The following is a 25,241-nucleotide window of genomic DNA, read 5'->3' as shown; positions in this document are numbered from 1 at the left end:
ACGGATTGGCCGCGCCGTCGCGTTCAATAGTCCGAGGGACTAGACCATCTGAAGGAGACGCCCATGAAGCGCCTCAAGACCTTGGCCGTGCTCGCGATGGCGGGCGCCGTGGCCGTCGCGACGCCGGTGCTGGCTCAGCGCCACGACCATGACGGCAACCCGCCTGGGCCGCGCGGCGGACCTGGCACGAACTGGGAGAATCCGCCCGGCTGGCGCGGCGGCCCCGGCGCCTCGCCGGACCGGCGCTACTACCACTGGCATGGCCAGCGGATCGAGTTCATCTATCGCGGCGGCTACTACTACCACCCGGCCTACGGCTACTATCACCCGCGCTACGGCTGGTGGAACCAGGCCGCCCGGTGCTGGCTGGACAATGACAACAACCCGCCCGGTCCCCGTGGCGGCCCCGGCACGAACTGGGAGAACCCGCCCGGTTGGCGCGGTGGTCCGGGCGCCTCGCCGGACCGCTACCGCCGCTGTCGCTAGAGCGCCATCCAGGTCGGCCGGTCCACCGCGACCGGCCGACCTTCGACCGTCAGATCGGCGCCGTCGATGCGGTCCAGGCGCAGCAAGGCCAGCGCCCGGCCGTCGCGCCCGCCCAGCACCTCGCCCGCCCGCAGTTCGCCCGCCAGCACCTCGGCCCCGAAGGCCGGTGGCGGGCCGTCGAAGGTGATCGGCAGCATGCGGTTCTTGATCGTCCCGCGCCGCTTCATGCGGCTGGTCGTCTCCTGGCCGACGAAGCAGCCCTTCTTGAAGTCGATCCCGGCCAGCAGGTCGAAATTGGCCTCGATCGGATAGGTCTTCTCCTGGCCCCAGTCGCCAGGGCCGGGGGCGCCCAGGGCCAGACGATGGGCGTCATAGGCGTCCTCATCGGCGGTGGCGGCGCGATCGTCATAGGCGCGAGCGCCCAGGGCCGGCAGGCGCGGATCGGCATAGAGGCCTTCGCCCGCGACCTCGCCGCCGAACACCGCCAGCACCGGGCGATCGCTGGCCTCCAGCATCACCTTGGCGCGCAGGCGGTACATGGAGAGGCGCTGCAGCAGGGCGTCGCGCTGGTCGGCCTGGACGTCCAGCAGCGCGCCGTCCCCGGTTCCCGCCACGAACAGGTCGTGAAGCAGCTTGCCCTGCGGGGTCAGCAGGCCCGCGAACCGCAGCTCGCCCGGGGCCAGGGTCTCGACGTCCTGGGTCAGCAAGCCCTGCAGGAAGCTTCTCCAGTCGGGGCCGGAGACGGCGATGACGGCGCGGGAGGTCAGGCGGGCGACAACGGGACTGCTCATGCCGCAGATGTGGCGCCGAGGCGACGCTCGCGCCAGTCCCGACCTTCGCGGAAAGCTGAAGTGTTAACGTGGGATGCGCCGACTCGCCGACGGCCCTATAGATGGACCGATGACACAGCGGGCCTTCCCGATTCTCTTCATCACGGCGACCCGCATCGGTGACGCGGTGCTTTCGTCCGGCCTGATCAAACTTCTCTCCGATCAAATCCCCAACGCGCGCTTCACCATCGTCGCCGGCCCTCTGGCCGCGCCCTTGTTCGCGCACGTGCCGGGCCTGGACCGCGTGATCGTGATGGAGAAGGGCAAGGGCAAGGGCCACTGGTTCAAGCTCTGGAACCAGGTGCGCCACAAGAAGTGGGGCCTGGTCGTCGACCTGCGAGGCTCGGCCACCGCCCTTTTCCTACGCCGCGACAAGCGGGCGATCTGGAAGAAGACACCCGGCGAGCCGGTGCACAAGGTGGTCGAGACCGCCCGCGTCCTGAAGCTCGAGGGCGAGCCGCCCGCGCCCTATCTCTACATCACGCCCGAGGTCGAGGCCTTGGCCGACGAGCTGCTCGGCGCCGGCGGTCCGATCCTGGCCGTGGGCCCCGCCGCCAACTGGATCGGCAAGGTCTGGCCGATCGAGCGCTTCGCCCAGACCGCCGCCCAGCTGCTGGACAAGGACGGTCCGCTGGCTGGCGGCCGGCTGCTGATCCTGGGCGGGCCGGAAGACACCCGCATGGTCGAGGAGCTGCGCATGGCCTCGGCCCGCGGCCGCACCATCGACCTGACCGGCAAGGTGGATCTGCTGACCGCCTTTGCCTGCCTGAAGCGCGCCAGCCTGTTCATCGGCAACGACTCCGGCCTGATGCACATCGCCGCCGCCGCTGGATGCCCGACCGTGGGCCTGTTCGGTCCCTCGGACGAGCGTCGCTATGGCCCCTGGGGCGACAAGACCGTCGCCGTGCGCGGCCCGCGAACCTTCCAACAGTTCATGGCCGTCGATCCCGCGCTCTCCCAGGCCATCCGCCATATGAGCGATCTGCCGGTGACCACCGTGGTCCGGGCGGCGAAGGAATTGCTGGCGCGCGTGGCGACGCCGGTCGAGGTTTCCGCGCCCGAGGCGGTGGTCGAGCCTGCCGAGACCGAGACCTCGCCGTGGGGTGAGCCCATCCAGGACGTCGACGCGCCCCCCCCAGACGTCGAGGCCGAAACCCTGGCCGAGGCGCCGCCCGCGCCCTCGGCCGCCAGAAAGGCCACCACCGGGAAGCGCGCGACCAAGCGCGACGCCGGCTAGTTCCGGGTTGCCTCGGACGTGGGGCGGCCCTAGATCGCCTCGAACCATCGCGAGGAGCCGCCCCATGACCCAGACCTTCGACCTGATCGTGCGCGGCGGCGAGGTGGTGAACCACGCCGGCCGGGGCTTTACCGACATCGGCGTGCGCGGCGGCAAGATCGTCGCGATCGGCGACCTGTCCCAGGCCAGCGCCGGCGAGGTGTTCGACGCCACCGGCCTGACGGTGCTGCCGGGCGTCATCGACAGCCAGGTCCACTTCCGCGAGCCGGGCCTGGAGTGGAAGGAAGACCTGGAAAGCGGCTCGCGCGGCGCGGCCCTGGGCGGCGTCACCGCCGTCTTCGAGATGCCCAACACCGAGCCGACCACCACGGACGCCGACGCCCTGGCCGACAAGCTCTCGCGCGCCAAGGGCCGGATGCATACCGACCACGCCTTCTATGTCGGCGGCACCCACGAGAACGCCGCCTTCCTGGGCGAGCTTGAGCGCCTGCCCGGCTGCTGCGGCATCAAGGTGTTCATGGGCGCCTCGACCGGCAGCCTGCTGGTGCAGGACGACGAGGGCGTCGAGAACGTGCTGCGGCACGTGAACCGCCGCGCGGCCTTCCACTCCGAGGACGAGTACCGCCTGGCCGAGCGCCGCAGCCTGGCCCGCCCCGGCGACTGGACCAGCCACCCGGAGGTGCGCGACGCCCAGGCCGCCCTGCAGTCGACCCACCGCCTGGTTCGCATCGCCAAGAGCCTCGGCAAACGCATCCACGTGCTGCACGTGACCACCAAGGAAGAGATCGACTTCCTGGCCCAGAACAAGGACGTCGCCAGCGTCGAGGTTACGCCCCAGCACCTGACCCTGGTCGCGCCCGAGGCCTATGAGCGCCTGAAGGGCTTCGCCCAGATGAACCCGCCGATCCGCTCCGCCGACCACGTGGCCGGCATCTGGCGCGGGGTCGACACCGGCGTCGCCGACGTCCTAGGCAGCGACCACGCCCCGCACACCCGCGAGGAGAAGGCCCGCCCCTATCCGGCCTCGCCGTCGGGCATGCCGGGCGTCCAGACCCTGGTCCCGATCATGCTGACCCACGTGGTCGACGGGAAGCTCTCGCTGGAGCGCTTCGTCGACCTGACCAGCCACGGCGTGAACCGCATCTTCGGCCTGGCCGACAAGGGCCGCATCGCCGAGGGCTTCGACGCCGACTTCACCATCGTCGACATGAAGGCGCGCCGCGTCATCACCCACGACTGGATGGCCACCCGCTCGGGCTGGACCCCGTTCGACGGCTTCGAGGCCAAGGCCTGGCCCAAAGCGACGATCGTGCGCGGCATCGTGGTCATGCGCGACGACGAGGTAATCGCCGAAGGCCGCGGCGAGCCGGTGCGGTTCCTGGAGACGCTGGCGGGTTAGCGGCGCCTCAGGCAGTCTGGAGGCAATCCGTCCGCCTACGGATCAACCAGCGCCTCTCGGCCTCCGCCGGATCCAACGCCAGGGCCTGGTCGTAGGCGCTCAAGGCCTCCTCCCGCCGTCCAAGGCGCGCCAGCAGGTCCGCCCGCACGGCGTGGAAGGGCTGGAATCCCGCCATCCGCTCGGCGTCCAACGTGTCCAAATCCGCGAGTCCCGCCACGGGTCCAGCGACCTCCGCCAGGGCCACCGCGCGGTTGACCCGCGCGAACGGGTCCTCGCCGAAACTCAGCAGGGCGTCGTACAGCGACAGGATCGCGGGCCAGGGCGGCGCCTCGTCCAGCGTCTGTCGTGCGCACCAGGCGCCGTGCAGGGCGGCGCGCAACTGGATCGGTCCCGGCGGCCCCAAGCCTCCCGCTCGGCGGAGCAAGGCCTCGCCCTGGGAGATCAGATCGCGCCGCCAAAGGGCTGGATTCTGGCGATCCAGCGGGACCATCGCGCCCTCGACGTCGAGCCGCGCGGCGCGACGGGCCTCGGCGTAGCGGACCAGGGCCGCGAAAGCCAAGGCGTCGGGCTCATTCGGCAGCAGCTCGACCAGAACGGTGGTCAGCTCCAGAATCTCCTGGGCGAACCCCGCGTGGGGCCCCGCCCCGGCCGCGTCCTCGTGCGCGCGGGCGTAGGCGACATCGAGGGTGGCGAGCACGGCCGCCAACCGTTCAGGCCAGGCCTCGGGGCCGGGGACCTCGAACGACACGCCAGCTTCGGCGATCTTGCGCTTGGCCCGCGTCAGGCGTTGCAGCATGGCGGGCTCTGACGCCAGAAAGGCCCGGGCGATCTCCTGGGCCGACAGCCCGCAGACCAGCCGCAAGGTTAGGCCCGCGCGGGCGTCGGGCGCGACGGCCGGGTGACAGCACACGAAGATCAGCCGCAGGCGCTCGTCGGGGATCAGGCGGGAGTCCGAGGCCAGCCTCGCCTCGATCGAGGGCTCCGGTTCGGGCGGGTCGGGGACCAGTCTTCGCCGAACAATCCGTCTACGGATCATATCCAAGGCACGCCGGCGCGCGGCGGCGTAGAGCCAAGCGGCGGGATCCAGTGGCGGGGCCGCCGGCCAGACCTGGGCGGCCTTGGCGCAGGCGTCGGCGAAGGCCTCCTCGGCGATGTCGAGGTCACGGAACGCCGCCGCCAGGGCGGCGACGATCCGGCCCCCGGTCTCCCGGAAAGTCTGGTCCAGCGGGGCCAGGTCTTAGTCCTCGTCGATCAGCGGCCGCACCTCGACCGAGCCGTCGCCGGCCAAGGGCACGCGCTTGGCCAGGGCCAGGGCTTCGTCGAGGCTGGCGGCCTCGACGATGTAGAAGCCGCCCAGCTGTTCACGGGCCTCGGCGTACGGACCGTCGTGCAGGGCGTATTGGCCGGAGCTCTTGCGGGCGGTGGTGGCCGTGTCGCTGGTCTTCAGTCCGGCGCCGCCCTTGAGAATCCCCTTGGAGGCCAGTTCGCCGGCGAAGGCCTGGTGGGCGGCCAGGATCTCCTCCCAGGCGCGGCCACGGTCCTCGCGGAGGGCGGTCTCATCTTCGAAGATCAGCAGGGCGTATTGCATGGCGATGTCTCCCGTCGAGCCCGCGACCATCGCGGCGCTTCGCTCGAGAGACGCGCCGGCTCATCGGGATTCGACAGGCGGCCGAGAAAAATGTCGAGGGGGCGTAAGCCGCCTCTTCGCCCCTATCGAGATCGGCGTCGATTTTCGGGCTTCGGCGATCGCCGTTCGGCCGTCAAGCCGCCTTGGCCCGCTTGCGCGTGACGTACCGCTTTACACGCTTGCGCGTGCGCTTGAGCAGACGCCAGCGGGCCCTTCGGAGGACCAGCTTCTCGGTGCGGAGCATCTGCTGCCAGACAACCAGCAGGACCTCGGGTTCGCGACGCATCAGGCGGCGAATCGGAAACACCAGCTTGGGGTGGCGTCGCTGCCAGCGGATGAAGGTCTTGCGCGCCTGAAACGAGTAGCGCAGCACGATCATCAGTCCGATGACCAGCAATGGCAGGCCTACGTGCCCAGGCAGCGGCGTCAGCACCGCGCCCGCCAGGATCACCAGGGCTCCGAAGCCGATGGCGATCCAGCGAAACGCGCGGGCCGCCGACTCGCGCAGCAGCAGGGCTAAGCGCGCGCGACGTCGGACCCTGTGCTTGACGTCGATCGTCGCGACCGTTGAATTCACTGTCCGTTGCGCCTCGCGGCCCGACGCTTCAGCGACTTGCGCCAACGGATGGCGACGCGCCAGCGGCGCGGTACGATCAAGCGCTCGACGCGCAGAGCCTGCTGCCAGGCCACCAGCACGACCTCGGGCTCGCGGCGCAGCAGGCGGCGCAGCGGGAAGATCAGCTTCGGGTGAGCATGCTGAAAGCGCACGAACTGCTTGCGGGCCTTGAAGGAGTTGCGCAGCACCAGCATCAGGCCGACGACCGTCAGCGGCAGGCCCATGGGTCCTGGCAGCGGCGCGATCACGATGCCGCCGATGACCAGCAACACGCCAAGCGCGACCAGGATCACGCGTAGGAAACGCGCGACGAGCTCACGGGCGAGATCATCGGCGGTGCGGTGGGCGCGCGGCATGGCGAGGACTAAGGCGGTCATGGGAGGACAACGAGCTTGCGCGACGCATGCTCCCTGGAACATCCAGCCAACCCCGACGCGCTCCTCCGATATGTGGAGCGATAAGGGCGCCGTAAAGGCGCCCTCTGGTCGCAAGGGGGGTGTGGAAAATGCTATTCGGCCGCCAGTGGCGCCGCGGCCACAGGCTTCCACCTCAACCGGGGCTTGCGGGCCGCCTGGGTCTCATCCAGGCGCCGGAGCGGGGCGTGGAACGGCGCGCCCTTGAAACGCTCCGTATCGCCCGCCTTGGCGGCGCCCGCCAGCGCCCGAAGCGCGGCGATGAAGCGATCCAGTTCGTGGCGGCTCTCGGTCTCGGTCGGCTCGATCAGCATCGCGCCGTGCACCACCAGCGGGAAATACATCGTCATCGGGTGGAAGCCCTCGTCGATCATCGCCTTGGCGAAGTCGAGCGTGGTCACCCCCGTGCCTTCCAGCCAGCTGTCGTCGAACAAGGCCTCGTGCATGCACGGGCCGTCCGGGAAGGCCGGGCTCATCACGTCCTTCAGACGCGCCTTGATGTAGTTGGCGTTCAGCACCGCGTCCTCGGCGGCTTGCTTGAGGCCGTCGGCGCCGTGGCTGAGCATGTAGGCGTAGGCGCGGACATACATGCCCATCTGGCCGTGGAAGGCGCTCATGCGGCCGAAGGCGGTCTTGGCGCCCTCCTGGCCGGCGTGCTCGGCCAGATCGAAGCCGTCTTCGCCGTGGGTCAGCCATGGGGTCGGCGCGAACGGGGCCAGGGCCTCGCTCAACACCACCGGACCCGCGCCCGGACCACCGCCGCCGTGGGGCGTCGAGAAGGTCTTGTGCAGGTTGATGTGCATGGCGTCGACGCCCAGGTCGCCCGGCCGCACCCGGCCGACGATGGCGTTGAAGTTGGCGCCGTCGCAGTAGAAGTAGGCCCCGGCGGCGTGGGTCAGGCGGGCGATCTCGACAACGTCGCGCTCGAACAGGCCGCAGGTGTTGGGGTTGGTGACCATGATCGCGGCCACGTGGTCGCCGAGCTTGGCCTCGAGGTCCGCGAGATCGACGCGGCCGTCCGCGGTCTGGGCGATCTCGACGACGGTGTAGCCGACGAAGGCCGCCGTGGCCGGGTTGGTGCCGTGGGCGCTGGTCGGGGCCAGGACCGTCTTGCGGTGGCCGTTGCCGGCCGCCTCGTGGGCGGCGCGGATGGCCAAGAGGCCGCACAGCTCGCCGTGGGCGCCGGCCTTGGGGCTCAGGGCGACGGCGGGCATGCCGGTCAGGGTCTTCAGCCAGTGGGCCAGGCGGTCCATCAGCTGCAGAGCGCCCTGCACCGTCGAGGTGGGCTGCAGCGGGTGAATGTCCGAGAAGCCCGGCAAGCGCGCCATCTTCTCGTTCAGGCGCGGGTTGTGCTTCATCGTGCACGAGCCCAGCGGATACAGCGCCAGATCGATGGCGTGGTTCTTCTGGGACAGGCGCACGTAGTGACGCACGGCTTCCGGCTCCGACAGGCCCGGCAGGCCGATCGGCTCGGACCGCAGCACGCCGGCCAGGTCGTCCGACGGGGCGGCGGCGTCCGGCAGGTCGACGCCAGTCTTGTTCCAGCCGTCCAGTTCGAAGATCAGGGCTTCGTCCTGCAGCAGGCCGCGGCCGCCGGTCAGGGTCTCGTGGGCGGTGGGGGCATCATTCGCGGCTTCGGGGCGCGTGGGGCGGCCGACGTTGTTCATGCTCATTGGCCCACCACCTTGGTCAGAAGCTTGGTCAGGAAAGTGATGTCGATATCCAGGGTCGTCTCGGTCGCGGCGACCAGCAGGACATCGTCCATGCCCGCGCCGGCGTCGAGGCGCGAGAACGGCACGCCGGCCAGCACGCCATGATTGGCCAGGGTCTCGACCAGCTCGGCGGCCTTGCCCGGAACGCGGACGGCGAACTCGTTGAAGAAGCGCGGCGTGAGAATCTCGAAGCCCGGCACGGCCGCCAGGGCGTCGCGCAGGGCGATCGCCTTCTGATGGTTCAGCGCCGCCAGCTTGCGCAGGCCGGCCTCGCCCAACAGGCTCATGTGGATCGAGAAGGCCAGGGCGCACAGGCCGCTGTTTGTGCAGATGTTCGAGGTCGCCTTGTCGCGACGGATGTGCTGCTCGCGGGTCGACAGCGTCAGCACGAAACCGCGCTTGCCGTCGGCGTCGACCGTCTCGCCGCACAGGCGACCCGGCATCTGGCGGACGAACTTTTCCTTGCAGGCGAAGAGGCCGACGTAAGGACCGCCGAAGTTCAGGCCGTTGCCGATCGACTGGCCCTCGGCCACGGCGATGTCGGCGCCCATCTCGCCAGGCGACTTTAGCAGGCCGTACGAGACCGCTTCGGTCGTGACCACGATCAGCAGCGCGCCGGCGGCGTGGGCCGCCTCGGCGATCTTGGTCACGTCGGTGACCGTGCCGAAGACGTTCGGGGTCTGGACGACGACGCAGGCGGTGTCGGCGTCGATCGCGGCGATCACCGCGTCCTCCGCGTCGATCGCGGCCGGCATCCGGGCCGTCGTCACGCCAGCGGCGTGGGCCAGGGTCTCGATCGCGCCGACGTAGTGCGGGTGAACGCCGCCCGACATCACCGCCTTGTTCCGACGGGTGACGCGCTGGGCCATCATCACGGCCTCGGCCGCGCCGGTCGAGCCGTCATAGAGCGAGGCGTTGGCCACCTCCATGCCGGTCAGGGCCGCGACCTGGGTCTGGAACTCGAACAGCACCTGCAGCGTGCCCTGGGCGATTTCCGGCTGGTAGGGCGTGTAGCTGGTCAGGAACTCCGACCGCTGGATGATGTGGTCGACCGTGGCCGGCACGTGGTGGCGATAGGCGCCAGCGCCGCAGAAGAACGGCCCCTCCCCCGCCGCGCGGTTGCGCTTGGCCAGAGCGGCCATCTCCCGCTCGACTTCCAGTTCGCCGGCGTGGTGGGGCAGGTCGACCGGCGCGTCGCGGCGGGCCGAGGCCGGCACGTCCACGAACAGGTCGTCGATCGACTTCACGCCGATCACGCCGAGCATCTCGGCGCGGTCTTCGGGGGTCAGGGGGAGATAGCGCATGGTCAGCTTTCGCGGAGAGGCGGAAGAATTACAGCGTGGCCAGGAACGCTTCGTACGCGTCGCGGTCCATCAGGGCGTCGACCTCGGCCGGGTTCGAGAGCTTGATCTTGGCGAACCAGCCGCCGCTTTCCGGCAAGGCGTTGACCGTCTCGGGAGCGTCGGCGAGCTCGGTGTTGCCCTCGGTCACCTCGCCCGACACAGGGGCGTAGACGTCCGAGGCGGCCTTGACGCTCTCGACCACGGCCAGGCCATCGCCTTGCTTGACGGTCTTGCCGGCTTCCGGAACCTCGACGAACACCACGTCGCCCAGTTGCTCGGCGGCGTAGGCGGTGATGCCGACGGTGGCCACGTCGCCTTGGACGACGACCCATTCGTGATCTTTGGTGAAGCGCATCTCGGGGGCCCTTGGATTAAAGTTTGCGGACGTAACGGTTCGGAACGAACGGGCTGGCGACCACCTCGGCGGCGGCCGCCTTGCCACGAACGATGACCTTCAACTTCGTCCCGATCGCGGCGTAGGCCGGCGGAGCGAAGCCGATGGCGATGGGATAGCCCAGGCTGGGGGCGAAGCCGCCGCTGGTGACCTTGCCGATCACGGCGCCGGCTTCGTCGGCGATCTCGGCGCCTTCGCGGGCCGGAGCGCCCTCCAGCACCTTCAGGTTCACGCGGACGCGCGACAGATCGCCGGCCAGTTCCTTGGCGATGCGGTCGGCGCCCAGATAGTCGCCAGCCTCGCGGCGCGACTTGCCGACGGCGAAGTTCAGACCCGCCTCGATCGGCGAGACGGTCTCGTCCAGGTCGTGGCCGTAGAGCGGCAGACCGGCTTCCAGGCGCAGGCTGTCGCGGGCGCCCAGACCGATCGGCTTGACGCGCTCGTCGGCCAGAAGCGTATTCCAAACGCGTTCGGCCGCATCGGCCGGGACCGAGATCTCGTAGCCGTCCTCGCCGGTGTAGCCCGAGCGCGAGATGATCGCATCGACGCCGAAAGCGGTCAGCGCCTTGGCGTCCATGAACACCATCTGAGCGGCTTCCGGGACGTGGGCGGCCAGCACGGCGGCGGCCTCGGGGCCCTGCAGCGCCAGCAGCGCGCGGTCCTCGAGGCGGGTCACCGTGGCCTCGCCGGCCAGTTCGCGGGCGATGATGGCGTAGTCGTTGTCCTTGCAGGCGCCGTTGACGACGACGAACAGGCCGTCCTCGTCCGGGCGCGCGGTCATCAGGTCGTCGACGATGCCGCCCTGGGCGTTGAGCAGCACGCCGTAGCGCTGCTTGCCGGGCTTGAGGCCCTGGTAGTCGGCCGAGACGACCTTCTCGAAAGCCTTGGCCGGGCTTGTTTCACCATTGGCGCCGCGGATGCGGGCCTGGCCCATGTGCGAGACGTCGAACAGGCCGGCGTGCTCACGGGTCCAGAGGTGCTCCTTCAGCACCCCGTCCTTGTACTGCACCGGCATGGAATAGCCCGCGAACGGCACCATGCGCGCGCCCGCCGCCACATGGGCGTCGAAGAGCGGGGTCTTCTTGAGATCTTGGTCGGACAACGCGATGGGCTCCAAACGAGGTCGGCGACGGGACCGGCTTCCGCCGGTTGGTCGCGCCCCCGCTGTCCCTTGGGCCTGAGAGATTCCGGGACGCTCCGTCCCTTGCTCCTTCGGCGAGCCGCCCTTTCGGGAGGCCTCTTTCCAGCGTTCCTAAACTCGCGCGGTCCTTTTGCCTGAGCGTTTCCGGGGCGGTTGCGCCTTCGGCCTCGGGAGCGAATCCCGATGTCTCCCGCGAGGGTCCTCGGCTCAATGCGGGAGCCGAGGTCGAGAGTCAACGGCCAACTCCCCTCCCCCTTTCCCGGGGGAAGGGACTGGTCGTCACATCCGCTCCGGCGCCTCGATGCCGAGCAGGTCCAGGGCCAGCTCCAGCTGACGCAGGGTCGTCTCCGCCAGCGCCAGGCGCGAAGCCCGCAGGGCGTCGCTGTCGGCGCTCATGATCGGGCAGGCGGCGTAGAACTTCGAGAACGACTGGGCCAGCTTGTAGGCGTGCTCGGCCACGAAGTTCGGGGCCTTCTTGTCATAGGCTTCCTGCAGCGCGCCCTCGAAGGCGTCGAGCAGCATGGCCAGATCCCGCTCGGCCGGCTCGCCGACGATGATCTCGCCGGCGGTCGCGCCGGCCTCGGCGGCCTTGCGCAACACGCTCTTGATGCGCACCGACTGGTACAGCAGGTACGGCCCGGTCTTGCCCTCGAAGCTGGTGAAGCGGTCGAGGTCGAAGACGTAGGACGTCCCGCGGAAGTTCTGCAGGTCAGCGAACTTCAGAGCCGCGACGCCGACCTTGTGGGCGGTCTCCTCGAACGCCTCCTCAGACAACTCGGCGCCAAGACCGGCTTCGCGCAGCCGCTCGCGCGCTTTTTCGCGGGCCATCTCGATCAGGTCGTGCAGCTTCAGGACACCGCCGGCGCGGGTCTTGAATGGCTTGCCGTCGGCCCCGTTCATGGTGCCAAAACCGATGTGCTCCAGCGAGCCTTCCTCGGCGTAGCCGGCCAGATAGGCGGCGCGGAACACGGTCTCGAAGTGCAGGGCCTGGCGCTGGTCGACGCAGTAGAGGATCAGGTGCGGGTCGAACGACTGGCGGCGATCCAGGATCGTGGCCAGGTCGGTCGTGCCATACATCGCCGAGCCCTCGGACGAGACCACCAGCAGCGGCGGCACGTCCTGCTTGTCGTCCTCTCGGGCGACCCGGACGATGCGGGCGCCCTGGTCCTCGACCAGCAGGCCCTTGGCCTCCAGCTGATCGACCATCGGCCCGATGAGGTCGTTGGCGTCGCTCTCGCCCTTCCAGAGGTCGAAATCCACGCCCAGGGCGTGGAACTCGCGCTCCAAGGCCACGCGGCTGACCTTGACGAAGTGGCTCCACAGCACGCGATAGCCGTAGCGGCCGTTCTGCAGCTCGGCGGTCGCCTTGCGGGCGCGCTCCTTGAACGCGGGGTCTTCCTTCTGGCGCAGCGAGGCGGCCGGATAGATGCGGTCGAGGTCGGCCAGGCTGACGCGGGCGTCGAGCTCGGCGTTCAGCGCGGCCACGTCGGCCGCGTCGGCCCCAGCGGCGGTCTCGGGCAGCTTTTCGACCAGGGCGGCGATCGCGGCGTCCTCGTCGAGGATCGCGCTGATCAAGAGGCCCATCTGGAAACCCCAGTCGCCGAAGTGGGCGTCGCCCAGAACCTCGTCGCCGCGGAAGCGGTACAGGCGCTTGATCGACTCGCCGATGATCGAGGCCCGCAGGTGGCCCACGTGCATCGGCTTGGCGACGTTGGGACCGGCGTAGTCGATCAGCACGCGGCGCGGGGCGTCCAGCACCTGGGCGCCGGTCCGGGCGTCGGCGGCGATCTCGCGCGCGCGGACCGACAGGGCCTCGTCGCTGACGCGAAGATTGATGAAGCCGGCGCCGGCGATCTCGACCGAGGCCAGACGCGGGTCGGCCTTCAGGATCTCGACCACGGCGGTGGCGATCTCACGCGGGTTGCGCTTGGCGCTCTTGGCCGCCGCGAGGGCGCCGTTGCACTGGAAATCGGCCAGGTCGGGACGGTCGGACGCGGTGACGCGTCCGAATTCGGGAGGAAGTCCGGCGGCCTGGAACGCGGCCGAAGCCGCCTCGCTCAAGGACCGCTTCAAATCGTTCATTGCTTGGTGGAAGTCCCTGGTTGAACCTGACCGGCCTGGACGCGGAAGCGCTTGCCGTCACGGTTGAAGGCCGCCATCTCAGGCGTCACGTCGAAGCCGATGAGGACCTCGAAGTTACCGCCACTGACCTTGGCGTCGGCGCGCGGAATGGTGATCTGCTCGATGGTCTCGGTGGCGTAGACGCGATCCTGGCCGGCCGGGAAGGTCACGGGCAGGTCGAAATATTCCTTGGCGATCACGGCCTGGTTCCGCTCGGTGACCGCCACCCAGTAGCGATAGACGTGCTTGTCGCCCTCGGCTTGGGGGCCACGCCCCAACTGAAACAGCGCCTCGACACGAATCTTGATCGGCTCGTCGCTCTTGTAGGCGCAGCCCGAGGCGAGGCTCTGAATCTCGCCGGTGAAGCCCGCCTGCGAGGCCGACTCCTTGCCGTCCTTGAACTCGACATAGCGGCTAGCGTCGTAAAGCACCTTCACGAACGGGCAGGGGCCGGCGTTGCGCAGCTGCTGCAGCGGCGCCTTGGGCTGGTTCCATTCCTCGTCGCGCTTCTTCTTCTTGGCGGCCTGATCGTCGCCGCCGCCCTGGTCGCCGCCAGGACCGCGCTGGGCGTAAGCGGCCGTCGCCGTGGTCGCGGCGATCGAAACGGCCATCAGGGCGCTGAGGGCGAGCGTGAAATTGCGGCGCATGAAACGTCCGGTGCAAAGAAGACAGAGCCAAGCGGAGCCACGCGGCCCCTTCGGCGTCATGCAGCCTGATAAAGGCATATGCGTGACGTCGCAACGACGCAGACTCCTGGCGCCCAGCGGCTGGAACCACTAGTTTCCGCGCCATGAACGCCCACGCCCCCGTCCGTCGCCCGATCTCGCTGCTGCTGGCCAGCCCGCGCGGCTTCTGCGCCGGCGTCGATCGCGCCATCCAGATCGTCGAGCGCGCCGTCGAGAAGTTCGGCGCTCCGGTCTATGTCCGCCACGAGATCGTCCATAACCGCCACGTGGTCGATCGCCTGAAGGCGATGGGCGCGGTGTTCATCGAGGAACTGTCCGAGGCGCCCGACGACCGCCCGGTCGTGTTCTCGGCCCATGGCGTGCCCAAGTCGGTGCCGGCCGAAGCCAAGTCGCGCGAGATGATCTATCTCGACGCTACCTGCCCGCTGGTCTCCAAGGTCCATGTCGAGGCCCAGAAGCACTATGACGCCGGCCGCGAGATCGTGCTGATCGGCCATGCCGGCCATCCCGAGGTGATCGGCACCATGGGCCAGCTGCCCGACGGCGCCGTCACCCTGATCGAGGACATCAACGACGCGGCGGCCTGGGAGCCCAAGGACGCCAGCAACGTCGCCTTCCTCACCCAGACCACCCTGTCGGTCGACGACACCGCCGAGATGGTGGCCCTGCTGCGCGAGCGCTTCCCTGGCATCGCCGCCCCGCACAAGGAAGACATCTGTTACGCCACGACCAACCGCCAAGACGCGGTGCGGCGCCTAGCGGAGCAGGCCGAGCTGGTGCTGGTGGTCGGCTCGAAGAACTCGTCGAACTCGGTGCGCCTGAAGGAGGTCGGCCTCAAGGCCGGCGCTCGCGAGGCTCATCTGATCGACGACGCCTCCGGCATCGACTGGGCCTGGTTCGATGGCGTCTCGCGCATCGGCCTGACCGCCGGTGCCTCGGCGCCCGAGGATCTCGTGCAAGGCGTCATCGACGCCATCGCCGCGCGGTTCGACACCACGGTCGAGGAACTGGTCGAGGCGCGCGAGACGATCACCTTCAAGCTGCCGAGGCTGTTGACGGCGTAAGGGCCGCTTGACCGGACGCGCCGCGTCGCGCATCCCCGCGTCATGGCCGTCTATACCGACATCACCGACGACGAACTCTCCGCCTTCCTCGAGGGCTACGACCTTGGCGCGCCGCTGGCGTTCAAGGGCATCGCCGAGGGCGTGGAGAACTCCAACTTCCTGCTGGAGACGGAGAAGGGTCGCTACATCCTGACCGTCTACGAGCGTCGGGTGAAGGCCGAGGACCTGCCTTACTTCCTGAACCTGCTGACCTGGCTGGCCGACAAGGGCTATCCCAGCGCCCGGCCGGTGCCGGACCGCAACGGCCGCACGCTGTCGCCCCTGCGCGGCAAGCCGGCCGCCATCGTCGAGTTCATGTCGGGCCTGTCGGCGCGCAAGCCGACCGTCGCCCACTGCCGCGAGGCGGGCGAAGGTCTGGCCTGGCTGCACCTGGCCGGCGAGGGCTATCCCGGCCGCCGCGCCAACGACCTCGGCCAGGCCGCCTGGGCGCCGCTGTTCGCCAAGCACCGCAAGGCCGCCGAAGACCTGAAACCGGGCCTCTCGGCCACCATCGACCAGGACCTGGCGCAACTGTCCCTGATGTGGCCGCGCAACCTGCCCTCGGGCACGGTCCACGCCGACTATTTCCCCGACAACGTCTTCTTCCGCACCGACGGCAAGTTCGCCGCGACGATCGACTTCTATTTCGCCTGCGACGACGCCTACGCCTACGACCTGGCGGTGACCCTGAACGCCTGGTGCTTCGAGGCGGACGGCAGCTTCAACATCACCGCGGCCAAGGCGCTGCTGAACGGCTATGAGCGCCGCCGCCCGCTGAGCCCGGCCGAGAAGGAAGCCCTGCCGATCCTGGCGCGCGGCGCGGCCATGCGCTTCTTCCTGACGCGCCTCGCCGACTGGGGCGCGACGCCCGCCGGCGCGCTTGTGAGGCCCAAGGACCCGCTGGAGTACGAGCGCAAGCTGGCCGTCCACCGCGAAGGCCTCGTGCTCTTCTGATGACGCCCAAGGTCACGATCTACACCGACGGCGCCTGCAAGGGGAATCCGGGCCCCGGCGGCTGGGGCGCCATCCTGTTCTACGGCGACAAGAAGAAGGAAATCTGCGGAGGCGAGCCGGGGACGACCAACAACCGCATGGAGCTGATGGCCGCCATCCAGGCGCTGGAACTGTTGAACCGCCCCTGCAAGGTCGAGCTCCACACCGACAGCCAGTACGTGATGAAGGGCATCCAGGAGTGGATCCGCGGCTGGAAGGCGCGCGGCTGGAAAACGGCCGACAAGAGCCCGGTCAAGAACGACGACCTCTGGAAGCGGCTCGACGCCGCGCGCGCGCGCCACGACGTCGACTGGCGCTGGGTCAAGGGCCACGCCGGCCATCCGCTGAACGAGCGCGCGGACGCCCTGGCCAACGAAGGCCTGCGCCAGGCCAATCCGCGTTTCGGGTAGCGACGCCCGGCGCGCCCGGACCTAGGCGACCGTCTCCGGCGCGTAGGTCGCCAGCACCTCCGGATCCCAGTTCGGAAGGATGCGGCCAAGGTTCACCTGGATCCAATCGGCCAGGCCGCGCACCCGCTCGGCGACCTCCAGGCCCAGCGGCGTCAGGCTATACTCGACGTGAGGCGGCACGACCTCGAAGGCCTGGCGGCGGACGAAGCCGTCGCCCTCGAGCAACTTGAGCGTCTGGGCGAGCATCCGCTCGCTGACGCCGCCGATCTGCCGCTTCAGCGCGCTGAACCGCAAGGTGCGAGTCTCCAGCGCCAACAGCACCAGGACACCCCAGCGGCTGGTGACATGGTTGAGCACCTCGCGCGAGGGACATGCGGCGACCATCACATTCCCCTGCATGCCGCCACTGGCGACGATCTCGGAGAGCGGCTGGCGCGGGGCCAGTTCGAAAGGATCGAGCTTTTCCATGCTTACATTCATGTACGTACTTACGAATAGTAAGCAAGGATCCTAGATGAGCCCGGTCCGCTGAAAAGGAGCAGGAACATGACGATCATCGCCGTCACTGGCGCCACCGGCCAACTGGGCCGCCTGGTCATCGAGCAACTGAAGGTCCGCGCGCCGGCCGAGACCCTCGTGGCCCTGGTCCGCGACCCGGCGAAGGCGGCCGATCTCGGCGTCCAGGTCCGCGCCGCCGACTACGACAAGCCCGAGACCCTTGCCACCGCCCTCGACGGCGTCGATGTTCTGTTACTGATCTCCAGCGACGCGATCGGCCAGCGCGTGGGCCAGCACCGCAACGTCATCGAAGCGGCCAAGGCCGCGGGCGTGAAGCGGATCGCCTACACCAGCATCCTGCGCGCCGACGACACGCCGATCGGCCTTGGCGTGGAGCATCGGGCGACCGAAGCGCTGATCCACGAGTCCGGGCTCGCCTACACCCTGCTGCGCAACGGCTGGTACCTTGAGAACTACGCCGGCGCGATCGCGGGCGCGCTTCACGCCGGGGCTTTTGCCGGCAGCGCCGGTGAGGGCCGGATCTCCGCGGCGCTTCGGGCCGAATACGCCGAAGCCGCCGCCGTCGTGCTGACCAGCGAGGATCACGCGGGCAAGACCTACGAGCTGGGCGGCGACGAGAGTTTCTCGATGGCCGATCTCGCCGCCGAGGTCTCCCGCCAGACCGGCCGCTCGCTGCCCTACAACGATCTTCCGGAAGCCGACTACGCCAAGGTCCTGGAAAGCATCGGGCTTCCCGCGCCGGTGGCCGCGATGCTGGCGCAGTCCGATATCGGCGTCTCGAAGGGCGGATTGCTGGAAGAAGGCCGCCAGCTTTCGAGCCTGATCGGGCGTCCGACCACGCCGCTGCCGGCCTTTGTGGCCGGCGTCCTGAAGTCGCTCTAGCCCTCGCCGTCGGGACCGCTCGCGAAGTCTGTGGGCGGTCGCGGTTTTCCCCTCGCCAGAGGGCGGCGGGTTTGCGATGGGCTGACCATGAAATTCGTCGGCTACTATCGCGTGCCGCCCGCGCCGGGGGTGTTCTTCAGCCCCGCCCAGGAAGAGCGCCTGCTGCTGCTGGGCTGCGAGCAGGTGTTCAGCGATCGCTGCCTGGCCTCGGGCGTGGTGCGTCCGGGGCTGGAGCGCGCCATGGAAGCCCTCGAGCCCGGCGGCGTCCTGGCCGCGCCCAGCCTGCACGCCCTGGGCGGCGATCTCGTCGCGGTGATGGACGCCGTGCTGAAGCTGCGCGCCCGCGACCTGCACCTGCTGGTCCAGCAACCCGAGATCGACACCCGCGCCGATCCAGGTTTCTTCGAGGCCTGCCAGGCGCTGACCGGCTTCAACGGCGAGCGCGCCATGGTCCGCCGCGCCGAAACCGCCCTGGTCGCCAAGGGCGCCAAGGCGGGGGGCTTGAAGGGGCTGAAGGCGCCGCCCCCGACCGAGGCCGAGGACACCGAAGACGAGGCCGAAGACTAGACCTTCAGTCGGTACCCGGTCTTGAAGATCCACCAGACCGCAGTCAGGCACACCGCCAGGAACACCGCCGTCATGCCCAGACTGATCCCGACCCCGACGTCCGACTGGCCATAGAAGGCCCAGCGGAAGCCGCTGATCAGATAGACCACCGGGTTGAACAGGGTGATCTTCTGCCAGATCTCCGGCAGCATCTTGATCGAATAGAAGCTGCCGCCCAGGAAGGTCAGCGGCGTGACGATCAGCAGCGGCACGATCTGCAGCTTCTGGAAGTCGTCGGCCCAGACGCCGATGATGAAGCCGAACAGGCTGAAGGTCACCGAGGTCAGCACCAGGAACAGCAGCATCACGAACGGGTGAGCGATCTCGAACGGCACGAAGATTCGCGCCGTCGCCAGGATCAGCAGGCCCAGGCAGATCGACTTGGTCGCCGCCGCCCCGACATAGCCGGCCACGGCCTCGTACCAGGCCACGGGGGCCGACAGCAGCTCGTAGATCGTCCCCGCCCACTTGGGCATGTAGATGCCGAACGAGGCGTTGGAGATGCTCTCGCTGAGCAGCGACAGCATGATCAGGCCCGGTACGATGAAGGCGCCGTAGCTAATCCCGTCGATGGCCTGCATGCGCGAACCGATCGCCGAGCCGAACACCACGAAATAGAGGCTGGTCGACAGCACCGGCGAGATGACGCTCTGGGCCAGGGTGCGGAACCACCGCGCCATCTCGAAGCGGTAGATGGCCTTGATCGCGTGGAGGTTCATTGCGGGGCCCTCACCAGGCTAACGAAGATGTCTTCCAGCGAGCTCTGGTCGGTCTTCAGATCCTTGAACTCGATGCCGTGCTGGCCGAGACGCTTGAGCAGGTCGGCGACGCCGGTGTCCTCGGCCTGACCGTCGAAGACGTAGACGAGGTCGGCGCCGTCGTTCGCCAGAGCCAGGGACGGATCCGACAGACCCGCGGGCAAGGTCGCCAGCGGCTCCTTCAGGTGAACGGTCAGCTGCTTCTTGCCCAGCTTACGCATCAGGACGGTCTTGTCCTCGACGAGGATGATCTCGCCCTTGTTGATCACCCCGATCCGGTCGGCCATCTCCTCGGCCTCCTCGATGTAGTGGGTGGTCAGGATGATGGTGACGCCGCTTTCGCGCAGCTTGCGGACCATCTCCCACATGTCGCGGCGCAGCTCGACGTCGACGCCGGCGGTGGGCTCGTCCAGGAACAGGATGGTCGGCTCGTGGCTCAGCGCCTTGGCGATCATCACCCGGCGCTTCATGCCGCCCGACAGCGCCATGATCTTGCTGTCCTTCTTGTCCCACAAGGAAAGGTCGCGAAGGATCTTCTCGATCAGGGCGTCGTTGCGCGGCTTGCCGAACAGCCCGCGTGAGAAGCTGACCGTGGCCCAGACGGTTTCGAAGGCGTCGGTGTGCAGCTCCTGGGGCACGAGGCCGATCTTGGTCCGCGCGGCGCGATAGTCGCGCGCCACGTCGTGGCCGTCGGCGGTCACCGTCCCCTGGCTGGGATTGACGATGCCGCAGATGATGCTGATCAGCGTGGTCTTGCCCGCGCCATTGGGCCCCAGCAGCGCGAAGATCTCGCCTCTACGAATGTCGAGATCAATCGTCTTCAGCGCCTGGTGCCCGGACGCATAGGTCTTGTTCAGACCCTGTACCGAAATGATGGAAGTCACGCCGTCTCCCTATGAGCGCGAAGCGGATGCGACCGAACGGTCGCTCGCGGCAAAGATGGCGCCGCCGCGCGCGGATAACAGGGGGCGGCGACGCTTTTTGTCAGCAGCCGCCGGCAAAGCGACACGCCTTGGAGCGGTTTAACCTAACGCGCTCTAGTGGACGACGGGCCGGACCTGCAGCACGGCGCCGTCGACACCGGTGACGATCACCGTCTGGTCGAGAAGAGGCTCGGACCCAATGGCCTCCGCCGCCCAATCCTTGCCGTCGACGAACACGCGCCCCCGCCCCTGCTCGAACCCCGCCACCACCTGACCGTGCTGGCCGACCAGGCGCCGCAGGGGGTCGTTCAAGTCGGGGCCGGTCGGCTCGAGCACCGGAGGCATGAAGCGCCGCGCCAGATAGGTCGAGGCGATGGTCAGCACCGCGAACAGGCCAAGCTCAAACGCCAGACCCGGATGCAGCGCCTCGGCCAGCAGGCCGACGACGAAGGCGCTGGCGGCGGGCCAAAGCAGCCAGCCCGTGCCGGTCGCCACCTCGATCGCCAGGAACAGCGCCGCCAGGGCCAGCCACGGCCAGAACGGATGCGACGCATAGAGGCCTTGCAGGGCGCCCATGGCTCAGGCTCCCCGCTTGCCGCCGGTCGGCGTGCTGGTGGTGGTGGTGGAGGAGGGTGAGCGCGGCGCCGGCCCGGGACGTGGCGTGTCGGCGCCCAGACTCTTGATCAGCTCGCTCACCCCCGCGACGGTCCCGGTCAGGCCCGCGAAGTCCGCGGGCACGATCACCGTCTTCTGCTGCGGGCTGCGCGCCAGCTCGCCGAAGGCTTCGACATACTTCTGGGCGATGAAGTAGTTGATCGCGTTGACGTCGCCCTTCGAGATCGCTTCCGACACGAAGGCCGTCGCCTTGGCCTCGGCCTCGGCTTCGCGCTCGCGGGCCTCGGCGTCGCGGAAGGCGGCCTCGCGGCGGCCCTCGGCCTGCAGGATGGCCGACTGCTTCTGGCCCTCGGCGCGGGCGATCTGGGACTGCTTTTCGCCCTCGGCCTCGGTGATGACCGCGCGCTTCTCGCGCTCGGCCTTCATCTGGCGAGCCATGGCGTTGGTGATGTCCGGCGGCGGGGTCAGATCCTTGATCTCGATCCGCGCGACCTTGACGCCCCAGGGGCCGGTGGCGTGGTCGATGGTCGACAGCAGCCGGGTGTTGATCGCGTCGCGCTGCGACAGAACCTCGTCCAGCTCCATCGAGCCGACGACGGTGCGCAGGTTGGTCTGGGCCAGCTGGGTGATGGCGTAGATCAGGTTGTCGACGCGGTACGCGGCCGCGGCGGCGTCCATCACCTGGATGAAGACGATCGCGTCGACCTTCACCGACACGTTGTCCTTGGTGATGACCTCCTGCTGCGGGACGTCGAGCACCTGCTCCATCATGTTGACCTTGCGCCCGATCGTCTCGACGAACGGGGTTAGGATGCTGATGCCGGGCTTCAGGGTCCGGGTATAGCGGCCGAACCGCTCCACGGTGAATTCGCGCCCCTGGGGCACGATCTTGATCACGCTGACGACCAGGACGAACGCCAGGACCAGCAGGATCAGAACGACAATCGAAGCGCCCAAGACGCCCTCCTCCACAACCTTGAGGTTGAGGTTAGCGCGCCGCTTCGTCGTCCGCCACGGAATCCGGCGCCGGGGCCTCCCGACGGACCTGGATCGTCGATCGCGAGAGCTTCAGCGCCAGCGCCTGACCGCGGCGAGCGGCCCGCGCCTCGGCCTCGTGGCTGGCCTCGTCGCAACCGGGGTAAGCTGCGCGTTGGACCACGAAGCCGGCGTTGAACCGCTCACGCAGCTGGGTCTCCAGCGTCGGGCCCGGGCGCTCGACTTGGACGAGGCGCATCATCCGCGCCCGCCAGTACTGGTCACCCTCGCCCTCGCAGCCCTGCCGTAGCGCGTGGCTCTCGCCGAGCGCGTAGGCCAGCTCCAGCAGGCGCTGGCGCTGGTCGGCCGGACGGTCCTGCGCGCGGGCGGCGCCGGCGGCGAACAGCGCGGTCGTGATAACCCCGAGGAGGAGCGTGCGGAACATACGGACGGTTATCGCCAATCAAAGGCCGCCTTGTCACCCGCTCCGCGCCCGACCACGGACAAATCTTCGTCGCTTTGGGGATAAAGAGTCCACCGGTGTCAAAAAAGCTTTAGCGATAAAGGACTTGCGGTCGCCGTTAATCAGGCGTTCCCTGTGGATATTGCAAGGAGGTCTAGCCATGACTGAGGTGCATTACGGCGTTGTTCGCGTCGGCGATCGCTGGTCGATCATCGGCGACAACCTGCGCTTTGGCGCTTACGAGACGCGCGACGCGGCCCGCGCCGCCGCGCTTCGCCTGGCCGAGCATCCCGCCGGATTGGGCTTGCCGGTCGTCATGCACGAGCAGGAAGACGACTGGATGACGCGGCGTCCGACGGCGCTTAGCTAGAGCGTTATCAGACCTCTTCGGAAACTAAGCCGTTAGCTGTGCGCTTAAGCATCGTCACGGAGGTTTCCATGTCAGCTGCCGCCCGTCTTTCTCACGGGGGCGGCGCGAGCGACGACGCTCCGCCGTTCTCTTCCAATCGCCTGCTGGCCGCCCTGAGGGCGGAGGCCCTGGCGGAGCTTTCGCCCTATCTGATGCTGGTCGACCTCCCGCAGGACGCCGTGCTGCTCGACGCCGGTGAAGACGTCGAACACACCTACCTGCCGTGCGACACGACCCTTTGCTCGCTGCTGGTCGTCACCGCCGACGGCCAAGAGATCGAGGCGGCGAACGTCGGCCGCGAGGGCGCGATCGGCGGCGTGGTCAGCGCCGGCTTCAAGCCCGCCTATGGCCGGACGGTGGTCCGTACGGCGGGGCGCGCCTTCACCGTTCCGGTCCAGCGCCTGGAGGAAATCAAGGCGCGCGTTCCCGCGGTGGCCGACCTGTTCTCGCGCTATGCCGACGTCCTGATCGCTCAAATGATGCAGACCGTCGCCTGTAACGCCGTGCATCCGATCGAGCAGCGGGTCTGTCGCTGGCTTCTGGCCGCCCATGACCGCGCGGGCGACGCGCCGATCCGCCTGACCCAGGAGACCCTGGCGCAAATGCTGGGCGTGCAGCGCACGACGATCAGCGCGGTGGCCAGAACGCTGCAGGACGCGGGCGTGGTCCACATCGGCCGCGGCCGCATCGAGATCCTCGACCGCCCCGCCCTCGAGAAGCGCGCGTGCGAGTGCCACGACGCCATCGAGGGGCACTTCAAGAAGGTGCTGCCGAAGGTCGATATCGACTAGAAATCCTCCCCCCCAGCGGGGGAGGATTTTCAGGTCCGATAGGCGTTGGCCCGCGCCAAGGCCGCCTCGGCCTCGGCCATCAGTCGCGCGACGATCTCGCCCGCCGGCGGGGCGTCGCGAATCCCGCCCGCGCTCTGGCCCATGGCGAAGCAGGACTTGTCCGGGTCGAGCCCGTCGATTTGGCCGCCGATGCCGCCCATCGCGCCCTCGCGGATCGAGACCATGGCCTGCTGGGGGAACGGCTGGATGTCGGCCGGCCGCGCCTCCCAGTCCTCGACATAGGAGTTCTTCTTCACCCGCATCGGCTTGCCCGAGTAGCAGCGGGTGCGGACGGTGTCCTCGTCGGTCGCCGCGATCACGGCCTGACGGTAGAGGTCGCCAGCATGCGCCTCAGCCGAGGCGATGAACCGCGTGCCCATCCAGACGCCTTGGGCGCCCAGGGCCAACGCCGCCGCCAGGCCCCGCCCGTCGTGCAGCCCGCCGGCGGCCACGACCGGGATCTTCACCGCCTCGACGGCCTGAGCCACCAGCGGCAGCGTGCCGACCAGGCCGGTGTGGCCACCGCCCTCCCCGCCCTGGCAGATCACGGCGTCACAACCGGCGGCTTCCGCCTTCACGGCATGCTTCACGGCCCCGCAGACGACCATCACCTTCAGGCCGGCGGCCTTCAGTCTTTCGATGATCGGCGAGGGAACGCCCAGCCCCGCGATGAACGAACTGGCCCCCTCCTCGACAATCACCTCGACGCTGGCGGTCAGGGCGTCGGGCGTGGCGGCCAGCAGGTCGACCCCAAACGGCTTGTCGGTGAGGCTTTTGACCTCGCGCATCTGCGCGCGGATGAAGTCCGGCGAGGTCCCGGCCATGCCCAGCACGCCATAGCCGCCGGCGTTGGACACGGCCGCCGCCAACGGCGCGTAGGACACCCCGCCCATGCCGGCCAGCAGGATCGGATGCTCGATGCGTAAGAGATCGCAGAGCAGCGTGCGCAGGCCCATGACCCGTTCCTCCCGTATTTTGGGATAGGATCGGAGGGCGGCCGCCCCTCGGCAAGCGTGCCGCGAGGTCAGTCGCGGTCGGGCGCGCCGAGCGGGAAGAACGCCCTGTACGGCCGCCCCTCCTCCACGCAGCGGCTCACCGAAGGCCGCGCCAACAGACGGGCGCGGTAGGCGCGCACCTTCGGAAAGGCCTCGCCGATCGGACGCACCCAGTCGGCGTAGAACAGCGACGCCGCCGCGGCGCAGTCGGCCAGGGTGAAATCGTCGCCCACCGCCCAGGGGCCGGTCAGATGGTCTTCCAGCCACTGGTAGGCGGTGTCGAGGGCGACGACCGCCTCGGCCATCGCTTCCGGGCGCCCGCCGTCGGGCCGGAGAGACTCGAACACCGGGACCTGCATGGGCGTCATCACGTAGTTGTCGAAGAAGCGGTCCAGGAAGCGCACGTTCAGCGCCGCCTTGGGATCCTCCGGCAGCAGCTTCACCGGCCCAGGGTGAAACAGCTGCAGGTGCTCGATGATGATGCTGGACTCGACCACGGTGACGCCGTCGTCGACGACCACCGGGAAGCGCCCGAGCGGCCACAGGGCCTGGCGCTCCTCCATCGCGGCGGGGTCCTCCGGACCGAGCAGTCGGTAGGTGAAGGGCACGGCGTTCTCATAAAACGCGATCTGCACCTTCTGGCAGTAGGACGAGAAGGGATGCGCGTAGAGGGTCAGGGACACGGGCCGCCTCAATCTGATTGCAATTTGCAAGCAGTTGATGACTAGCCACACTGCTCCTACATCGCAAGTGGT

General features: G+C 68.8%; 29 protein-coding genes and 1 riboswitch. Of the genes, 10 read left to right on the top strand and 19 right to left on the bottom strand.

Annotation, left to right across the window (positions count from 1 at the left end):
• Positions 1-63 precede the first annotated feature (63 nt).
• A complete protein-coding gene (locus J2728_RS20885) occupies positions 64-486 on the top strand; it encodes a hypothetical protein (RefSeq protein ID WP_310002102.1) in 423 nt (140 codons plus the stop codon).
• Here the strand turns inward: J2728_RS20885 and ygfZ are convergent.
• Positions 483-1,277: a CAF17-like 4Fe-4S cluster assembly/insertion protein YgfZ gene (ygfZ, locus tag J2728_RS20880; protein ID WP_310002101.1), complete on the bottom strand. Its 795-nt coding sequence runs from the start codon at positions 1,275-1,277 to the stop codon at positions 483-485. The genes J2728_RS20885 and ygfZ overlap by 4 nt on opposite strands.
• Positions 1,278-1,386: 109 nt before the next feature.
• Between ygfZ and J2728_RS20875 the strand changes: the two genes are divergently transcribed.
• Together J2728_RS20875 and J2728_RS20870 are read left to right on the top strand one after the other, a co-directional pair.
• The gene (locus tag J2728_RS20875) at positions 1,387-2,553 is read left to right on the top strand and encodes a glycosyltransferase family 9 protein (protein ID WP_310002100.1); all 1,167 of its coding nucleotides are present in this window, start codon (positions 1,387-1,389) and stop codon (positions 2,551-2,553) included.
• Positions 2,554-2,617: 64 nt separating this feature from the next.
• The gene (locus J2728_RS20870; RefSeq protein WP_310002099.1) at positions 2,618-3,952 is read left to right on the top strand and encodes a dihydroorotase; all 1,335 of its coding nucleotides are present in this window, start codon (positions 2,618-2,620) and stop codon (positions 3,950-3,952) included.
• A gap of 7 nt (positions 3,953-3,959) precedes the next feature.
• Here J2728_RS20870 and J2728_RS20865 read toward each other — a convergent pair whose 3' ends face one another.
• From J2728_RS20865 to J2728_RS20820, 10 genes are all read right to left on the bottom strand, one after another.
• Positions 3,960-4,988 (bottom strand): RNA polymerase sigma factor, encoded by a 1,029-nt coding sequence (locus J2728_RS20865; protein WP_310002098.1) that lies wholly within the window; start codon positions 4,986-4,988, stop codon positions 3,960-3,962.
• A 201-nt stretch (positions 4,989-5,189) separates the two neighbouring features.
• Positions 5,190-5,540, bottom strand: a complete 351-nt coding sequence (locus tag J2728_RS20860) for a YciI family protein (RefSeq protein ID WP_310002097.1) — start codon at positions 5,538-5,540, stop codon at positions 5,190-5,192.
• 172 nt (positions 5,541-5,712) lie between these two features.
• A complete protein-coding gene (locus tag J2728_RS20855) occupies positions 5,713-6,156 on the bottom strand; it encodes a hypothetical protein (protein WP_310002096.1) in 444 nt (147 codons plus the stop codon).
• Entirely contained in the window at positions 6,153-6,572 is a 420-nt protein-coding gene (locus tag J2728_RS20850) for a hypothetical protein (protein ID WP_310002095.1), read from the bottom strand. Before J2728_RS20850 ends, J2728_RS20855 begins: the two co-directional genes overlap by 4 nt.
• A 131-nt stretch (positions 6,573-6,703) precedes the next feature.
• Complete coding sequence (gcvPB, locus tag J2728_RS20845; RefSeq protein WP_310002093.1) at positions 6,704-8,281, bottom strand: aminomethyl-transferring glycine dehydrogenase subunit GcvPB; 1,578 nt, start codon at positions 8,279-8,281, stop codon at positions 6,704-6,706.
• Entirely contained in the window at positions 8,278-9,624 is a 1,347-nt protein-coding gene (gene gcvPA / locus J2728_RS20840) for an aminomethyl-transferring glycine dehydrogenase subunit GcvPA (protein ID WP_310002092.1), read from the bottom strand. The genes gcvPB and gcvPA overlap by 4 nt, the downstream gene beginning before the upstream one ends.
• 28 nt (positions 9,625-9,652) lie before the next feature.
• Positions 9,653-10,018 (bottom strand): glycine cleavage system protein GcvH, encoded by a 366-nt coding sequence (gcvH, locus tag J2728_RS20835; protein ID WP_310002091.1) that lies wholly within the window; start codon positions 10,016-10,018, stop codon positions 9,653-9,655.
• Between the two features lie 16 nt (positions 10,019-10,034).
• A complete protein-coding gene (gcvT, locus tag J2728_RS20830; RefSeq protein WP_310002090.1) occupies positions 10,035-11,174 on the bottom strand; it encodes a glycine cleavage system aminomethyltransferase GcvT in 1,140 nt (379 codons plus the stop codon).
• A 136-nt stretch (positions 11,175-11,310) separates the two neighbouring features.
• Positions 11,311-11,401: riboswitch (glycine riboswitch) on the bottom strand.
• Between the two features lie 76 nt (positions 11,402-11,477).
• Positions 11,478-13,280, bottom strand: coding sequence for an arginine--tRNA ligase (argS, locus tag J2728_RS20825; protein WP_310002089.1), 1,803 nt, complete (start codon positions 13,278-13,280; stop codon positions 11,478-11,480).
• Positions 13,277-13,966, bottom strand: coding sequence for a Tat pathway signal sequence domain protein (locus J2728_RS20820; protein ID WP_310002088.1), 690 nt, complete (start codon positions 13,964-13,966; stop codon positions 13,277-13,279). The genes argS and J2728_RS20820 overlap by 4 nt, the downstream gene beginning before the upstream one ends.
• A 143-nt stretch (positions 13,967-14,109) precedes the next feature.
• Here J2728_RS20820 and ispH point away from each other — a divergent pair, with 143 nt between their 5' ends.
• The 3 genes from ispH to rnhA are packed head-to-tail and all read left to right on the top strand — an operon-like array spanning position 14,110 to position 16,511.
• Complete coding sequence (gene ispH / locus J2728_RS20815) at positions 14,110-15,069, top strand: 4-hydroxy-3-methylbut-2-enyl diphosphate reductase (protein ID WP_310002087.1); 960 nt, start codon at positions 14,110-14,112, stop codon at positions 15,067-15,069.
• Between the two features lie 42 nt (positions 15,070-15,111).
• Entirely contained in the window at positions 15,112-16,062 is a 951-nt protein-coding gene (gene thrB / locus J2728_RS20810) for a homoserine kinase (RefSeq protein ID WP_310002086.1), read from the top strand.
• Positions 16,062-16,511 carry a ribonuclease HI gene (rnhA, locus tag J2728_RS20805; protein WP_013077521.1) on the top strand — a complete coding sequence of 150 codons (450 nt, stop codon included), beginning with the start codon at positions 16,062-16,064 and terminating at the stop codon, positions 16,509-16,511. The genes thrB and rnhA overlap by 1 nt, the downstream gene beginning before the upstream one ends.
• Before the next feature lie 21 nt (positions 16,512-16,532).
• Here rnhA and J2728_RS20800 read toward each other — a convergent pair whose 3' ends face one another.
• Positions 16,533-16,979 (bottom strand): winged helix-turn-helix transcriptional regulator, encoded by a 447-nt coding sequence (locus J2728_RS20800; RefSeq protein ID WP_310002084.1) that lies wholly within the window; start codon positions 16,977-16,979, stop codon positions 16,533-16,535.
• Positions 16,980-17,057: 78 nt separating this feature from the next.
• Here J2728_RS20800 and J2728_RS20795 point away from each other — a divergent pair, with 78 nt between their 5' ends.
• Both J2728_RS20795 and J2728_RS20790 read left to right on the top strand, forming a co-directional pair.
• Entirely contained in the window at positions 17,058-17,912 is an 855-nt protein-coding gene (locus J2728_RS20795; RefSeq protein WP_310002083.1) for an SDR family oxidoreductase, read from the top strand.
• 87 nt (positions 17,913-17,999) lie between these two features.
• Positions 18,000-18,479, top strand: coding sequence for a recombinase family protein (locus J2728_RS20790; protein ID WP_310002082.1), 480 nt, complete (start codon positions 18,000-18,002; stop codon positions 18,477-18,479).
• Here J2728_RS20790 and J2728_RS20785 read toward each other — a convergent pair.
• From J2728_RS20785 to J2728_RS20765, 5 genes are all read right to left on the bottom strand, one after another.
• Positions 18,476-19,237, bottom strand: coding sequence for an ABC transporter permease (locus tag J2728_RS20785; RefSeq protein ID WP_310002081.1), 762 nt, complete (start codon positions 19,235-19,237; stop codon positions 18,476-18,478). The two genes, J2728_RS20790 and J2728_RS20785, sit on opposite strands and share 4 nt — an antisense overlap.
• Positions 19,234-20,160, bottom strand: a complete 927-nt coding sequence (locus tag J2728_RS20780) for an ABC transporter ATP-binding protein (protein WP_310002080.1) — start codon at positions 20,158-20,160, stop codon at positions 19,234-19,236. Before J2728_RS20780 ends, J2728_RS20785 begins: the two co-directional genes overlap by 4 nt.
• Positions 20,161-20,313: 153 nt before the next feature.
• Positions 20,314-20,775, bottom strand: coding sequence for an NfeD family protein (locus tag J2728_RS20775; protein ID WP_310002079.1), 462 nt, complete (start codon positions 20,773-20,775; stop codon positions 20,314-20,316).
• Between the two features lie 3 nt (positions 20,776-20,778).
• Entirely contained in the window at positions 20,779-21,771 is a 993-nt protein-coding gene (locus J2728_RS20770; RefSeq protein WP_310002078.1) for an SPFH domain-containing protein, read from the bottom strand.
• A gap of 31 nt (positions 21,772-21,802) precedes the next feature.
• A complete protein-coding gene (locus tag J2728_RS20765) occupies positions 21,803-22,234 on the bottom strand; it encodes a TIGR02301 family protein (RefSeq protein ID WP_310002077.1) in 432 nt (143 codons plus the stop codon).
• A 178-nt stretch (positions 22,235-22,412) separates the two neighbouring features.
• Between J2728_RS20765 and J2728_RS20760 the strand changes: the two genes are divergently transcribed.
• Together J2728_RS20760 and J2728_RS20755 are read left to right on the top strand one after the other, a co-directional pair.
• Entirely contained in the window at positions 22,413-22,622 is a 210-nt protein-coding gene (locus J2728_RS20760) for a hypothetical protein (RefSeq protein WP_310002076.1), read from the top strand.
• A 68-nt stretch (positions 22,623-22,690) separates the two neighbouring features.
• Complete coding sequence (locus J2728_RS20755; protein WP_310002075.1) at positions 22,691-23,452, top strand: Crp/Fnr family transcriptional regulator; 762 nt, start codon at positions 22,691-22,693, stop codon at positions 23,450-23,452.
• A gap of 29 nt (positions 23,453-23,481) precedes the next feature.
• On the opposite strand, the gene J2728_RS20750 is transcribed toward J2728_RS20755, so the two are convergent.
• Both J2728_RS20750 and J2728_RS20745 read right to left on the bottom strand, forming a co-directional pair.
• Positions 23,482-24,447: an NAD(P)H-dependent flavin oxidoreductase gene (locus J2728_RS20750; RefSeq protein ID WP_310002074.1), complete on the bottom strand. Its 966-nt coding sequence runs from the start codon at positions 24,445-24,447 to the stop codon at positions 23,482-23,484.
• 68 nt (positions 24,448-24,515) lie between these two features.
• A complete protein-coding gene (locus J2728_RS20745) occupies positions 24,516-25,169 on the bottom strand; it encodes a glutathione S-transferase family protein (RefSeq protein WP_310002073.1) in 654 nt (217 codons plus the stop codon).
• Between the last annotated feature and the right edge of the window lie 72 nt (positions 25,170-25,241).

The organism is Caulobacter segnis, assembly GCF_031454995.1.
Classification (GTDB): domain Bacteria; phylum Pseudomonadota; class Alphaproteobacteria; order Caulobacterales; family Caulobacteraceae; genus Caulobacter; species Caulobacter segnis_E.
This window is presented reverse-complemented; position numbering and strand designations above follow the sequence as displayed.